This window comes from Sinorhizobium glycinis, from assembly GCF_001651865.1.
Lineage (GTDB): Bacteria > Pseudomonadota > Alphaproteobacteria > Rhizobiales > Rhizobiaceae > Sinorhizobium > Sinorhizobium glycinis.
The window spans coordinates 62226-76987 of record NZ_LPUX01000065.1 but is presented as its reverse complement, the minus strand read 5'-3'; the positions used below and the strand labels follow the sequence as shown (position 1 = coordinate 76987).

General features: G+C 63.6%; 8 protein-coding genes. 5 read left to right on the top strand and 3 right to left on the bottom strand.

All coding sequences use genetic code 11. From position 1 onward, the window contains the following. Positions 1 to 274: 274 nt before the first annotated feature. Positions 275 to 1312 carry a cell division protein FtsZ gene (gene ftsZ, locus AU381_RS24030; protein WP_064244277.1) on the top strand — a complete coding sequence of 346 codons (1038 nt, stop codon included), beginning with the start codon at positions 275 to 277 and terminating at the stop codon, positions 1310 to 1312. Positions 1313 to 1461: 149 nt separating this feature from the next. Here ftsZ and AU381_RS24025 read toward each other — a convergent pair whose 3' ends face one another. Both AU381_RS24025 and AU381_RS24020 read right to left on the bottom strand, forming a co-directional pair. After that, positions 1462 to 3231, bottom strand: coding sequence for an adenylate/guanylate cyclase domain-containing protein (locus tag AU381_RS24025; protein WP_064244276.1), 1770 nt, complete (start codon positions 3229 to 3231; stop codon positions 1462 to 1464). A 307-nt stretch (positions 3232 to 3538) separates the two neighbouring features. Beyond that, positions 3539 to 4876 (bottom strand): PQQ-dependent sugar dehydrogenase, encoded by a 1338-nt coding sequence (locus AU381_RS24020; RefSeq protein WP_064244275.1) that lies wholly within the window; start codon positions 4874 to 4876, stop codon positions 3539 to 3541. Between the two features lie 263 nt (positions 4877 to 5139). Here AU381_RS24020 and AU381_RS24015 point away from each other — a divergent pair, with 263 nt between their 5' ends. The 3 genes from AU381_RS24015 (at position 5140) to AU381_RS24005 (ending at position 8766) form a co-directional block, all read left to right on the top strand. After that, the gene (locus tag AU381_RS24015) at positions 5140 to 6282 is read left to right on the top strand and encodes a TRAP transporter substrate-binding protein (RefSeq protein WP_064244295.1); all 1143 of its coding nucleotides are present in this window, start codon (positions 5140 to 5142) and stop codon (positions 6280 to 6282) included. Between the two features lie 76 nt (positions 6283 to 6358). Beyond that, positions 6359 to 7027 (top strand): TRAP transporter small permease subunit, encoded by a 669-nt coding sequence (locus AU381_RS24010; protein ID WP_064244294.1) that lies wholly within the window; start codon positions 6359 to 6361, stop codon positions 7025 to 7027. Beyond that, positions 7024 to 8766: a TRAP transporter large permease gene (locus AU381_RS24005; RefSeq protein WP_064244274.1), complete on the top strand. Its 1743-nt coding sequence runs from the start codon at positions 7024 to 7026 to the stop codon at positions 8764 to 8766. The genes AU381_RS24010 and AU381_RS24005 overlap by 4 nt, the downstream gene beginning before the upstream one ends. A gap of 476 nt (positions 8767 to 9242) precedes the next feature. Here AU381_RS24005 and AU381_RS24000 read toward each other — a convergent pair whose 3' ends face one another. Continuing rightward, entirely contained in the window at positions 9243 to 11267 is a 2025-nt protein-coding gene (locus AU381_RS24000) for a BTAD domain-containing putative transcriptional regulator (protein ID WP_064244273.1), read from the bottom strand. Positions 11268 to 11793: 526 nt separating this feature from the next. Between AU381_RS24000 and AU381_RS23995 the strand changes: the two genes are divergently transcribed. After that, a complete protein-coding gene (locus AU381_RS23995; RefSeq protein WP_064244272.1) occupies positions 11794 to 14709 on the top strand; it encodes a calcium-binding protein in 2916 nt (971 codons plus the stop codon). Positions 14710 to 14762: the final 53 nt, after the last annotated feature.

The window sequence follows — 14762 nt, the reverse complement described above, 5'->3', positions numbered from 1 at the left end:
CCTTGTTCCTTCCAAGAGTGTCTTTGCTCTCCTGCACTACCGTGAGCGATGGAGGGACCGGTATGGCGTGCAACTTGTGCTCTCAACCAGGCAGCGGTTCGCCTGTGTTGAACGTAGCTGTGGACTTGCCTTGATTTTGCCCCTCTTGCCTTCTCCCTGGCCTTTTTGAATTCCTAAGATGAAGGCGCGTGATTCGCGCCGCACCGCATTCGATCGCGTTTCCCGGGGCACGGGCAGCTTTCGACGGCCGGGGAACTGCCCAAGGAGAAGAGCCATGACAGAGTACAAGAAGCCGATCATCACCGAGATGCGCCCGAAAATCACTGTCATCGGCGTCGGTGGCGGGGGCGGCAACGCGATCAACAACATGATCGCCGAAGACCTGCAGGGCGTGGACTTCATCGCCGCCAATACGGATGCGCAGGCGCTCGCCATGTCGAAGGCGGCGCGGCGGATCCAGCTCGGCGCGGCCATAACCGAAGGTCTCGGCGCCGGCTCTCTGCCGGATATAGGCAATGCGGCGGCCCAGGAATCGATCGACGAGATCATGGATCACCTTGGCGGCACGCATATGTGTTTCGTCACCGCCGGCATGGGCGGCGGCACCGGCACCGGGGCAGCGCCGGTGATCGCGGAGGCCGCGCGTCGGGCCGGCATCCTGACGGTCGCCGTCGTCACCAAGCCCTTCAGCTTCGAAGGCAAGCGGCGCATGCAGACTGCGGAACTGGGCATCGAGCGGCTGCGCGAGAGCGCCGATACGGTGATCGTTATCCCCAACCAGAACCTCTTCCGCATTGCCGATGCCAAGACCACCTTTGCCGATGCCTTCATGATTGCCGACCGGGTGCTCTATTCCGGCGTCAGCTGCATCACCGATCTGATCGTCAAGGAAGGCTTGATGAACCTCGACTTCGCCGACGTGAAGACGGTGATGAAGGGTATGGGCCGCGCCATGATGGGCACGGGGGAGGCAGCCGGCGAGGGCCGCGCGATGATGGCGGCGGAGGCGGCGATCGCCAACCCGCTGCTCGACGAGGTCTCGATGCGCGGCGCCAAGGGCGTGCTGGTCTCGATCTCCGGTGGCATGGACATGACGCTTTTCGAGGTGGACGAAGCAGCGACCCGCATCCGCGAGGAAGTCTACGACGAGGCCGACATCGTCGTCGGCGCGATCTTCGACCGCAGCCTGGATGGTACCTTCCGCGTTTCGGTCGTTGCGACGGGGCTCGACAGTGCCCGTGGCACCGAGGCGGCGACGCCCGAGGCGATGAACGGCCAGGCGGCGGCTGCGCCGGTGCGGACGCTGCAGTAAGGGTGGACCGCGTGGTGCGTTTTTGATCGAGTTTGCCCCTCACCCTAGCCCTCTCCCCGCGCGCGGGGAGAGGGGACTTGAGAGGTCGCGTAGTCGTCCCTTCGCCCCGCTTGCGGGGAGAAGGTGGCCGGCAGGCCGGATGAGGGAGATCACTCCGGCAGACCGGCGCGGCGCAGATCGTCGACGAAGCGGTTGACGAAATCCTCCGACATGGCGGCAACGCTGCCGAAATAGAATTCGGCGCGGGCGCCGGCGAGGGTTATCTCCGGGCGTAGCCGCCGAAGATCAGCAATCGCCTGGCGCGCCTCCTCGAAGGGACCCTTCGCTCCGAGCACTGCAGCCAGCACCATGGCCGGCCAGAAGGTGACGTTTTCCTGACGCAAGGAGGCGCGAGCGGCGGCCGCTGCTTCCGCGAGGCGTCCCGACTGGTAGTGGGCGATCGCCAGCATGTTGTGGAAGGTCCAGAGATGCGGATCGCGAGGGCTCAGCCGGAATGCCTCGTTGATCGCGGCGATGCCTTCCTCCGGACGGTCGACATAGCAAAGGACCTGGCCGAGGGCGAAGTGGCCCTGGGCGAAGCTCGCGTCGAGCCGGAGAGCGTTGCGCAGATGGTCGATGCCGCGCTCGGGCTGGCCGCCGAGCGCCAGCGCCCGGCCGAGCGCCAGGTGTGCGGCGGGCTCGCGGCTGTCGAGGGCGATCGCCCGCTCGGCGAGCCTGGTGGCATCGCCGATCCGCTCGGCCCGTCCCTCCAGCGGGCCGTACCAGCCGAGCTGGATATGGACATAGGCAAGCCGCGCATGGGCCTGCGCGAAAGTGGGCTCGAGGCTAATCGCCTGCTCCAGGAGCTCCTTGGAAATCTTCAGGTCGTCGAGGTTGAACTTGTAGAGGTGCCAGAGGCCCTTCAGGTAGATGTTCCAGGCGTCCATGTCGGCGGCGGTATGACCGCGCAACGCCGCGAATTCGATCATCCCGAGTTCCGGTTCGACGGTGCCGGTGATCTGGCCGGCGATCTCGTCCTGGAGCACGAAGATGTCGTCGAGCGTCCGGTCATAGCGCTCTGCCCAAAGCAGCATGCCGCTTTCTCCGCTCAGCAATTGGGCGGTGATGCGGATGCGGTTTCCGGACCGGCGAACGCTGCCCTCGATAACGTATTTGACACCGAGGTCCTCGGCCACCTTCCTGACGTCGACGGACTTGCCCTTGTAGGTGAAGGACGAGTTGCGGGCGACGACCCTGAGCCAGCGGCAGCGGGCCAGCGTCGCGATGAGCTCTTCCGTGAAGCCGTCGGAGAAATGCTCCTGCTCGCCGACGCTCGATAGGTTGATGAAGGGCAGGACTGCAATCGACGGGCGCTTGTTGTCCGGTACCGGCCGCTCCCCCGGCGGTGCGGCGGGGAGGGGTTCAGACGCCTCGCCCGGTTGCCACCGCCAGATGCGAACGGGACCATGCACGTCGCTGAGTGTCCGCTTGCCGAAGTCGATGGCCGGAAATTCAAGCCTGGACGAGACCTGATCATGGACCTGCTGCGAAACGCAGAGGCCGCCGGGCGGAGCAATCTCCTGGAGGCGCGTTGCGACGGTAACGCCATCGCCATGGATGTCATTGTCCTCGACGATGACGTCGCCAAGATGGATGCCGATACGCAGCTTCAAGCGCTGACCGTCGACCTGTTCGTTGTGCTGCAGCATCATCTCCTGGATCGTCATCGCGCAGCCGACGGCATCGACAACGCTTGCGAACTCCGCCAGCAATCCGTCTCCCGTCTGCTTTACGATCCGGCCGCCATGCGCGGCGATCGTCGGGAAGATCAGGGTGCTGCGACAGGCCTTCAGCGCCCGGAAGGTTCCGGCCTCGTCGAGCCCCATCAAGCGGCTATAGCCGACGACATCTGCATCGAGAATCGCTGCCAGCCGCCTCATGCGGCAACCTCCCGGCCCTGATGCGATGATTGGGATTGATCCATCCAAACCATGTTGCGGCGATTCCAATACGTGGGGCTCGGGATGTCGGCGAATTGCCGCTGCACTTCTTCATCCCGCTGGCGAAGCCTATCAACGGCAAAGGCGGCTGTGAAGTGTTATCGAACCCTCCAGTGCAGTGGGGCCGGAGCAGTAGATGCTGTCGCCGCCCTTGAAAGAATACTGCTCGCACGCCAGCGCTTATTCCGGCCTCCCGAGACCAGGGCTCTCGGTCCGCTTGATTTTGGAGTTTCCGATCGCTCAGCGGTCACTTTGCGCGGCGGCTTACGCGCCAGACGACATTGCCGACGTCGTCGGCAACGAGCAGCGCGCCGGTCTTGTCGATGGCAACGCCGACGGGGCGACCCATGGCCTTATTGTTGCGGCCGATGAAGCCGGTGAGGACGTCCTTCGGCGGACCATTGGGTTCGCCGTTACGGAAAGGCACGAAGATGACCTTGTAACCGCTGTAGACGCTTCGGTTCCAAGAGCCGTGCTGGCCGACGAAGGCGCCGTTGCGATAGGCCCCGCCCAGGGAGGCTCCCTTGGAGAATGTCAGCCCCAGCGACGCCGTATGCGAGCCGAGGGCGTAATCGGGCTTGATCGCCTTCGCGACAAGGTCCGGACGTTGCGGCTTGACCCGTGCATCGATGTTCTGGCCGAAGTAGCTGTAGGGCCAGCCATAGAAACCGCCATCGCGGACCGAGGTCATGTAGTCCGGGACGAGATCGTCGCCAATCTCGTCCCGCTCGTTGACGGCGACCCAGAGTTCGCCACTCTCAGGATTCCAGGAGAGGCCGTTCGGGTTTCGCAGGCCGGAGGCAAAGACGCGAGTGCGGCGACTCCCCCTATCGACCTCGAGCACGGCGGCGCGGTTTTTCTCCGCCCCCATGCCGTTCTCCCCGACATTGCTGTTCGAGCCCACCGTAACGTAGAGCTTGCGACCGTCGGGGCTCGCAATCACGTCCTTGGTCCAATGGTGGTTCAGAGCTCCTGCGGGCAGATCGACGATCTTTTCCGGTCTTGCGGTTATCCGAGTTCGGCCGCTTCTATAGGGGAAGGCGACCAGCGCATCGGTGTTGGCGACGTATAGCCTGCCGTTCGACAGCGTCATGCCGAAGGGCGAGTTGAGCCCCTCGAGAAACGGCCGGCGCAGATCGGCGACGCCGTCGCCGTCCGTGTCGCGCAGGAGCGTGATGCGGTTGGCACTTCTCGTCGCCGCGCCAGCCCGCTTCATCGCAGCGCCCATCACGAGCTTTCGAAGGCTGAAGCCACTATCCTTCTTTTCCGGCGCATTGCTTTCGGCGACCAGCACGTCGCCGTTCGGCAGTACATGCAGCCAGCGCGGGTGGTCCAGACCGGTCGCGAAGGCATTCACCCTCAGCCCTTTCGCCGGCCTCGGCATGGCACCTCCCGGCCAGCCTATCGCCTCGGCAATCTTGATGGTCGGGATCAGCGTCGGTCTCGGCTTCGGCAGAGTTGGGTTCGGGCCATAGCCGCCGCTGCCTGCAATTGCGCCCGTCCGTTGCGCGGAGACGCTGGCGCAGCCCGCAAGGAAGATGCTGACGACGACAACGATCGAATTACGCAAGTAGCCGGTCCTCATCGGATCTCCTCCGAATGTATTGCGCCGCTTCGGCGTTAGACGCACAGCCGCTTAGCAATATTCCTTATCAGGCCACCAAACAGCGGCGTTCGCGTCTTGTTCCTGCAATCTTTGCGTGGGGCGGCATTCGGGAGTATTCTTCGATCAGCTCGAAATGAGTGGGGCTCGGCGCCTCTCAATGGGCGCGCAGCCTCTTAGAACTTTGAATCGCCTGCGAAACTAGTTCCTGGATGTATCACGTGCGCAGGCTCTGGGAGGAAAAGATGAAGCAAGGAACCCGGAACGGGGGGAAAACTTCGCGCCGCCAATTCCTGAGCGGCGCTGCCATGGCTGGTGCGGCGGCAGTCGCGGCGCCCAGCGTCGTCAAGGCGCAAGGGCCGACCAACATGCGCTGGCAAAGCACCTGGCCGTCGAAGGACATCTTTCACGAGTTCGCCAACGATTTCGCCAAGAAAGTCAACGACATGACGGGCGGCGACCTCAAGATCGAGGTGCTGCCGGCGGGTGCAGTCGTCCCAGCCTTCGGCCTGCTCGATGCGGTGTCCCAAGGGACGCTCGACGGCGGCCACGGCGTCGTTGCCTACCACTACGGCAAGCAGTCGGCGCTGGCGCTATGGGGCTCAGGGCCAGGCTTCGCAATGGACGCCAACATGCTGCTCGCCTGGCATAAATACGGCGGTGGCAAGGAACTCCTTGTGAAGCTCTATGAGTCGATCGGCGCCAATGTCGTGTCGTTCCTGTACGGCCCGATGCCGACGCAGCCGCTCGGCTGGTTCAAGAAGCCCGTCGCCAAGGCCGAGGATATACAGGGTCTCAAATTCCGCACGGTCGGCATTTCGATCGACGTCTTCACCGGGCTCGGCGCGGCGGTCAATGCTTTGCCGGGCGGCGAGATCGTCGCCGCGCTCGATCGTGGCCTGCTCGACGCGGCGGAGTTCAACAATGCCTCGTCCGACCGGGTGCTCGGTTTCCCGGACGTGTCGAAGATCTGCATGCTGCAGAGCTATCATCAGAATGCCGAGCAGTTCGAAGTTCTGTTCAACAAGGCCCGTTACGACCAGTTGCCGGAACAGATAAAGGCGATCATCGCCAATGCGGCGGAAGCCGCCTCGCAGGACATGCACTGGAAGGCGATCGACCGCTATTCGCGCGACTATGTGGCGATGCAGACCACCGATCAGGTCAAGTTCTACAAGACACCGGATGCGATCCTCAAGAGACAGCTCGAAGTCTACGACGAGGTGGTGAAGAAGAAGTCGGCGGAAAACCCGCTGTTCAAGGAGGTCATACAGTCCCAGATCGCCTTTGCCGAGCGCGCGACGCGATGGGAACAGGACACCGTCGTCGGCCGGCGGCTGGCATTCGACCACTATTTCGGGAAAGAGGGGGTCGCGAAGTCGCTCTGACCTTCTCACCTTTCGCGCGCCACCGGGCCGAGGCCGGTCACGCGTGATCGGAGCATGGGGCATTCTGGGGGAGCGCGTGAACGTTCAACATTTGCTCATCAGCATCGACAAGCTCAGCGTGTGGGTCGGCAAGGCCGCCGCATGGCTGATCATCGGGCTGATGACGCTGGTCTGCGTCGAGGTATTCAAGCGCTATATCATGAACACGCCGACCGCGTGGATCTTCGACGCCAGCAACATGCTCTACGGCACGCTGTTCATGCTGGCGGGCGCCTATGCGCTGGCGCAGAACGCCCATGTACGGGGTGACTTCATCTACAGCTCGCTGAAACCGCGCACACAGGCCACGCTTGATCTCGCGCTTTACATCCTGTTCTTCCTGCCGGGCGTCGCGGCCCTCGTCTATGCCGGATACGACTATGCCGCCCTTTCCTGGCGGATCCGCGAGCACTCGACCGTGACGGCGGAAGGGCCGCCGATCTATTATTTCAAGACGGTCATTCCCGTGGCCGGCGCCCTCGTGATGCTGCAGGGGCTTGCCGAGATCGTGCGCTGCATCGCCTGTCTCAGGACCGGGGCATGGCCACGCCGGATGGAGGACGTCGAGGAGATGGACGTGGTCGCCGAGCAGCTTGCACATAGCGAATATGTCGATCTCGAGGCGCGCGAGGCGGCGATCGAGCGGGCGCAGGACATCGACAGGGCGGCCCGACAGCGTGGCCTCGGCGCAGAGGAGGAGCCGTGAGCGACCCGTTTCTCGGAATGACGATGCTGATGCTCATCGTCGTCGTGATCATGATGGGGTTCCCGACGGCCTTCACGCTCATGGGGCTCGGGATGGTCTTCGGTTTCTACGCCTTCTACAACCCCGCCGAGCACTGGATCGACAATCGTGTTTTCGATCTCATGGTCCAGCGCACCTATGGCGCGATGACCAACGACGTGCTGATCTCCATTCCGCTCTTCGTGCTGATGGGGTACGTCATGGAGCGCGGCGCGCTGGTCGACAAGATGTTCTACAGCGTTCAGCTCTCCTTCCGCCGCGTGCCGGCGTCGCTTGCGGTGACGACGCTCATTATCTGCACCTTCTGGGGCATCGCCAGCGGCCTCGTCGGCGCTGTTGTGGTGCTGATGGGCGTGATCGCCATGAACCCGATGCTGCGTGCCGGCTACGACGTGAAGCTCGCCTCCGGGGTCATCACCGCAGGCGGCACGCTCGGCATCCTCATCCCGCCCTCCGTGATGATCATCGTTTATGCGGCAGTCGCCGGGCAATCGGTGGTCAAACTCTATGCGGCAACGATGTTTCCGGGCTTCTTCCTGGCTCTCCTCTATCTTGCCTACGTCCTTGGCTGGGCGGCGCTCAACCCGAAGATTGCGCCGGCCCTGCCCGAGGAACAGACGCGGGTTCCGGTGCCGGACTGGATGAGGCGCTTCGAGGCGCTCTATTCGCGCAACATGTTGTTCGGGCTTTTTGCCGCATTGTTCTCGCCGCGTCGGGCACTGGGGATCGAGACGGAGGAAGGGCGGTTTACCTATTGGAAGCTCATGAAGAACGCGGGCGCGGCGCTTGTACCCTTTGCCTTGACGGCCTCAACGCTGGCGCTCGTTTGGTGGTATGTGGTTATCCACCCCGAGGGGGCTGAAGCCGAAGCGGCGCCCGAGGGTTTGGAGGAGCTCGGAGCAGCGCCGGCCGATACCGGGCAGATGACGGCCGACGGTCCGGCCACGAGCTTTTACCTGTGGTTCGGGCTAGCGACGGCGGTCGCTTTGATCTTGCTTGCCCGGTATTACCGCAACATGAACGCGGAGCGGCTCCAGGTGGTGAAGCTCCTGGCCTCCTCCGTCATGCCGCTCGCCATCCTCACCATCCTCGTGCTTGCCGTCATCCTCTTCGGCATCACGACAGCGACGGAATCCGCAGCGGTCGGGGCGGCGGGGGCGTTTCTGCTCGCACTGCAGGCGGGAACGCTCAACTGGAAGCGAACCAAGGAAGCGGTGTTCCTGACGGCGAAGACGACGGCGATGGTCTGCTGGCTCTTCGTCGGTTCGGCGCTCTTTTCCGCGGTGTTCGCGATCCTCGGCGGCCAGGCGCTCGTCGAGGAATGGGTGCTTGCACTCGATCTCACGCCGCTCCAGTTCATGATCCTGTCGCAGGCGATCATCTTCATCCTGGGCTGGCCGCTCGAATGGACGGAGATCATCATCATCTTCGTGCCGATCTTCCTGCCGATGCTCAGGCACTTCGACATCGACCCGATCGTCTGGGGCGTTCTCGTCTTCATCAATCTTCAGGCGGCCTTCCTGTCGCCGCCGGTCGCCATGTCCGCCTATTATCTCAAGGGCGTCTCCCCGCCGCACGTCACGCTCAGGCAGATCTTCGCGGGCATGATGCCGTACATGCTGATCGTCATCCTCTGCATGATCATCATGTATATCTGGCCTGGCATGACGCTGTGGCTGCCGAACTATCTCTATGGCTGAAGCGAGCCGCGCCGAGCGTCCCCCGGATCTCGTCGGACATCGGAAAGAAAGCAGGGCCCGCTGTCAGCAAGCGGGCCCTCCAAGAATGCGGTGAAATGTCCCACCTATGGCGCAGTCATTTTGACAGTAATGTCGCGCCCGCCCTCTAATGCCTTGGGCTATACCGATCAGCACGTTTCCCCGAGAGCCGCCGCGAGCTCAACCGGTTCGCTTCTCCAATCAGAGCTCACTTTTCAGCGAGCTCTGATCTAAATTTATACTGAAATCAATTCGCTGATTTGCAGCCTCATCTTCGCCAGATCAGGGGCATCGGTCCAGTAACTTTTCAGGGCGAATTGTAACGATGCACGATCGATTCTTGCGCAAGCTGGTCTCCGGGGCCACGCCACCGAGATCGGCCCGAGACCTGGTGAGGGCGGCGGCAAATGAGCCCCACTTGAAAGCCACCAATTGACATTCATGTGCGTGAAGGCCCGCTATTCGAGGCCCGCCCGCTGCAACACCTCTATGATCCGTTGACGCGGTGCTGATGCCATTCGCCCGATCAGATTGTCCAGGCTGGCGATCGACAGGTTCGGCAGGAGCGCTTTTGCCTCGGCCACCGCGGCCGTCGCCTCGTTGATCCGGCCGCTTTCGACGAGTGCCGCGGCGAGCCCCAAGCGCGACCAGCACTCGCGTGCCTGGCGGGCGATTGCCGCACGGGCTGCAGCTTCCGCCCCGGCTATATCGCCCATCAGAAAGAGACAGACCGACCGCACGGTCATGAACATGCTGAGGAGGGGATCGCGCGGGCTGAAACGTATGGCGCGATCGATACAGGGAAGGGCCTCGACCGGCTGCCCGGACCAGATATGCACCTGCGCCAGTGCGTAATGGGCATGGGCGTAGCTCGGGTTAAGCTCTGTCGCGATGCGAAGATGGTCGTGGGCGAGGCCAAGCTCGCCCTGGCAGGTGAGAAGCCTCCCCAGCATGACGTGCGGATAGGGATGAGCGCCATCGAGGGCCACGGCGTAGCGGGCATGGGCGAGGCCGGCCTCAAGTGTGGCGGCGACGTCATCCGACATTTGCCAGACGATGCGCACGACCGCGGCCTGCGCCAGCCCCGCATGGCCGAGAGCGAAGCGCGGCTGGAGTTCTGTCGCGCGCCTGAAGCACTCCTCCGCCGCGTCGATTTCGTCCATCGAGAAGTTGTAGGCATGCCAGAGGCCGCGGTGAAAGAGTTCCCAGGCATCCATGGTCCCAGGCGGCTTGCGCAGTGCTCGCTCGCGCTCGGACGAGCGCACTTCCGCGTCGACGGCGGTGATGATGAGGCTGACGATTTCATCCTGAACCGCGAATATCTCTTCAAGCTTGCGGGCGTAGCGTTCGGCCCAGACGGTTCGGTGGGTGGCGGAGTCGATGAGCTGGACGCCGAGGCTGAGATCATTTCCCCGGCGCCGGAGATTGCCGGTAAGCACATAACGGACATCCAAAGCCTGGGCGGCGTCCTCTGCAAACCGCGGTCCGGCGCCGAGCGCGAGAGTGGATTGGCGGGCAATGACGAGGAAATCTTTGTGACGCGACAACTCGGTAATCAGATCCTCGGCGAGGCCCTCCGCGAGGAACGACTGGTCGGCGTCCTCGGCCGGACGGAGAAAGGGGAGGACGGCGATCGAAATGCGGAAATCAGGATCCGCAGCCCGTGCCGCTTCCTGTTGGATGGGTGCGGGTGAGACCTCCGGGCGTCTGGCTTCCCGCGTCGGCTTTGCTTCCAACGATAGTTCATCGGCCAGAGCGACGGTTTGCGGCGAGGGCTCTGTTCCGAGTTCGTCGGCAAGCAGTTGGCGGCACCTCTGGAATTGTGCCACGGCAAGCGAACGCTCTCCCTGGCGTGCATAGAGGCGCATCAGCAATCGGTGACTCTTTTCCCGAAAGGGGTCGAGCGCGACCAGTTGCCGGGCAAGCGCTACGGCTGCGGCTTCTTCGCCGCTCTCGGCAAGCTGTTCCGCAGTCTTGGCAAGCAGCGTTTCTGACAGATTGCGGCATCGCGTCCGCTCGAACTCGATCCATTCCGTGAGTTCTTCCCCGGAGCCCGTCAGGCCTTCCAGGAACTCAGCGGCCAAGCGTCGCGCCGTTTCGGCTCCCTCCGTTGCCGGGGTTCGGGCCACGAGCGACTCGAGTTCACAAACGTCGGTGGAAACGAAGTTCGGGTCGAGCATGACCGCCTCGCGGTTGGCGATCACCATGTGGTCGCCCAGAACGGCGCGGATCGCCGCCAGCGCATTGCGCAAGCTTGCCCGCGCCTGCTCCGCGCCCCGATCTTCCCAGAAGAGCGCGCAGAGCTTGGAGCGAGACTGATACTGGCCTGGAGACAAAGCCAGATAGGCGGCAAGAAGCCGAATCTTCGCCGTCGGCAGGAACAGGGCTTCACCGGTGGCGGAGCGAACGGCGAACCCTCCAAGCAGAGTGAAGCCGACCCGCAACCCACGGATGTTCTCTGAAAACCGCGGTTCCTCGTTCATTTCACGCTCTTTTCACGGATGGCTTATGTTCAATTTTCAGATGGGGTGCGCACCAATGCGACAAGCGGCATCGGAGCGCGAGACGCCATTCGGCGCAACGGGTGGAATATGCATGCGGCAGCGCATACTTCCTTTCGGGTGGAAAGTTGCGAGTTGCCATTATCGGGTCAGAGCAAAAAACAACGTGGACCACAATCGAGGAAGAAACTCAAGACTTTCAGCATGATCCGCTCTCTCCATCGGCGTTGCTCGTCACGATCGGAGTAGAGTTCTTCGCCCTTCTCCGGCTGTTTCCGTGGGAACACCGCGCCGGTTTTTTCTGAACAATATGGGGGACATGGACGTAAGTCGTCCGGAATCGAGGAGATAGGCTGTGATCAATATCCGCTAGCGAAGGCGTCCTCTCAAACCTAGGCCGCCGGCATCCAGCCGCGGCAGGATTTTCCAAAAAGCTCAAATCCGCTTCGACGCTGCTCCCTAGCTGGCGAACGAAGCCTCTATGCCAACAAGTATTCAGGAGAAACAAATGAAATTGATACAGGGCACGGACAGCGCCGATACGCTGAACGGCGATTTCGGCACGGACCAGATCTTCGGCATGGACGGAAACGACACGCTCAGCGGCTCCTTCCAGGGCGACTTCATCTTCGGCGACACAGGCGAAGACACAGTGAACGGCAACTCCGGCGATGATTTTCTCGATGGCGGCGACGCGAGCGACGATATCAACGGTGGCTCCGGTCGCGATATGATCCAGTCGGAGGTGCCGCTCTCCGGGAGCGGCGACGTCGTCGACGGCGGGTCGGGCACCGACCGACTGCTGGTCGACTATGCTGAGTCGACGGCGGGCGTGACCATCACGATCAAGGACTGGATCACGCCGCAGACGCTGGTCGGCAACATCCAGGCGACCAATGTCGAAGCCTTCCAGATCACCGGCAGCGATTTTGCTGACACGATCACCGGCGGCAACTACAGCGACTTTCTATTCGGCGGTGCCGGCGACGACAAGCTGACTGGCGGTCGCGGCGTCGACCTGCTGACAGGCGGCCTCGGTCATGACACGCTTAAGGGCGGCTATGGGACGGATATCCTCAACGGCGACGACGGTGACGATATTCTCACCGGCGACCAGGGGGCCGACCACCTTTCCGGCGACGGCGGCAACGACGACGTCCGCGGCGGCCTTGGACAGGACACGGTTGAGGGCGGTCTGGGCACTGACAGCCTGTTCGGCGATGATGGTGACGATTCGCTCGACGGCGGTATCGGCGACGACAAGGTCGAGGGCGGCGCCGGCAACGACACGATCACCTACGTCTATGGCGAGGGCAAGGACACGATCACCGATGCGAGCGGCAGCGACCGGCTCGTCATCCGCAGCTTCACCGGCGATTTCACCGCAAAGCTGCCGACCGAGCTGAACACGCTGGCCGGCGGCACGACCTTCGTCGGCATGGAACACTACAGCATCCATGCGACCGGGACCGGGATCAACAGGATCGTCACCGGAGCGGGCAATGACGTCGTCGATGCGGGCGCCGGCAACGACTCGATCACCGGCGGCGCCGGCAACGACAATCTCAACGGCGGCATCGGCAAGGATACCGTGTCGGGCGGGGCCGGAAACGATGTCGTAACGCTCGGCGACGGCGGCGCCGATACGGGCGACGGGGGAACCGACACGGATACCGTCGTCGTCGACCGCCGCTCGGCGACGGCAGCCCTGAGCTTCTCGGCGACAGGCGCGACGGCGACGCTGTCGGACGGCACCAGCCTGAAGAATTTCGAGCACTACCGGGTGTCGTTCGGCGCCGGCGATGACATCGTCAAGTCGGTCGGCAGTGCCCAGAGCGTGGCGTTCTACGGCCTTGCCGGCAATGACACGCTGATCGGCAGCAACGGATCCGACATGCTCGACGGCGGCACCGGCAACGACAGCCTGTCCTCCGGCGCCGGCCATGACCGCCTCGTCGACCTTGGCGGCACCAATGTGATCAAGGCGGGCGACGGCAACGACACGGTCACCGTCGGCGACAGCGGCGCCGCGATCGGCCACAACACCGTCGATCTCGGCACCGGCAACGATTCCTTCAAGCGCAGCGCCTCGACCGGCAAGCTGACGCTCGACGGTGGCGCCGACACGGACTTCGCCTCGATCGATTTCAGCAAGTACAGCGCCGGCATCACCTTCAAGCTGGCGCCCTCGGTCACCGTCAGCAACGCGCCGGTCACGGTTAAGAACGTCGAGCGCATCGAACTCATCGGCGGCAGCGGCAGCGACGTCTTCGCCGGCGGTGGCCTGGACGACCGGCTCTGGGGCGGCGGCGGACACGACAGTCTGACCGGCGGCGCCGGCAGGGATGTGCTCGGCGGCAATCTCGGCAACGACACGCTGCGGGGTGGCCTCGGCGACGACACGCTTTACGGTGATGGGGTCGGCTTTTACGGCGGCCTCGACAAGCTCTACGGCGAGGACGGCAACGACCGCGTCTATGCCGGCATCGGCGACGTTGCCGACGGCGGTACCGGCACCGACACGCTCGATCTCGACGTGCGCAACCAGACGAAGGACATCACCTTCAGCTTCGCGACCGGCAGCGCCACCGTCGATGCGACGACCTCCTTCAAGGCCTTCGAGGTGCTGAACTATCTCGGCAGCGCCGGCAAGGACACGGTGACGGGCGGCAGCCTCGGCGATCGGCTGGAGGGCAATGGCGGCAACGACACGCTGCGCGGCGGTGCCGGCGACGACGTGCTCACCGACGGGGCCGGCAGCGACAGCCTCTACGGCGATGCCGGCAACGACACGCTGGTGCGCACCGTCTTCAGCGGAACGGACGTGTTCGACGGCGGTACCGGCACCGACACGCTGTCCTTCGGCAGTCCCACCGAGAACTCGGTGGTGCTCGACCTGCAGAACCAGGCCTCGAACCGCGGCATGGCGCAGGGGCTGACGGTGAAGAACTTCGAGATCATCAACGGCAGCGTCAATGACGACGTCATCCGCGGCGACGGCCTCGCCAATACCCTGAACGGCGGCGGCGCCGACGACGTCCTCGACGGCCGCGGCGGCGTCGATCGGCTGAACGGCGGCGCCGGCGATGACTGGCTGACCGGCGGCACCGGCAACGACCTGTTCGTCTTCGACCGCTCCGGTCGCGACGGCGAGGGCGACGTCATCACCGACTTCACGCGCGGCCAGGACAAGCTCTTGCTCGACCGCAGCGACTACGGCATCGCCGCCGCCGATACGGCGGTGACGCTCGTCGTCGGCGCCGATCCGGTGGCGACCAGCACGAAGGGCACCTTCCTGTTCGAAAGCGACAACGGCCGGCTGTGGTTCGACGCCGACGGCAAGGGCGCCGAGGCGGACCTCGAGCTGGTGGCGATCCTCAAGGGCGTCACGACGCTGTCGACGAGCGACTTCTCGCTGTTCTGATAAGGCTTCGTTAAGCCGTTGATAGCGAATGGGGCGGGATGGTCTGCATCCCG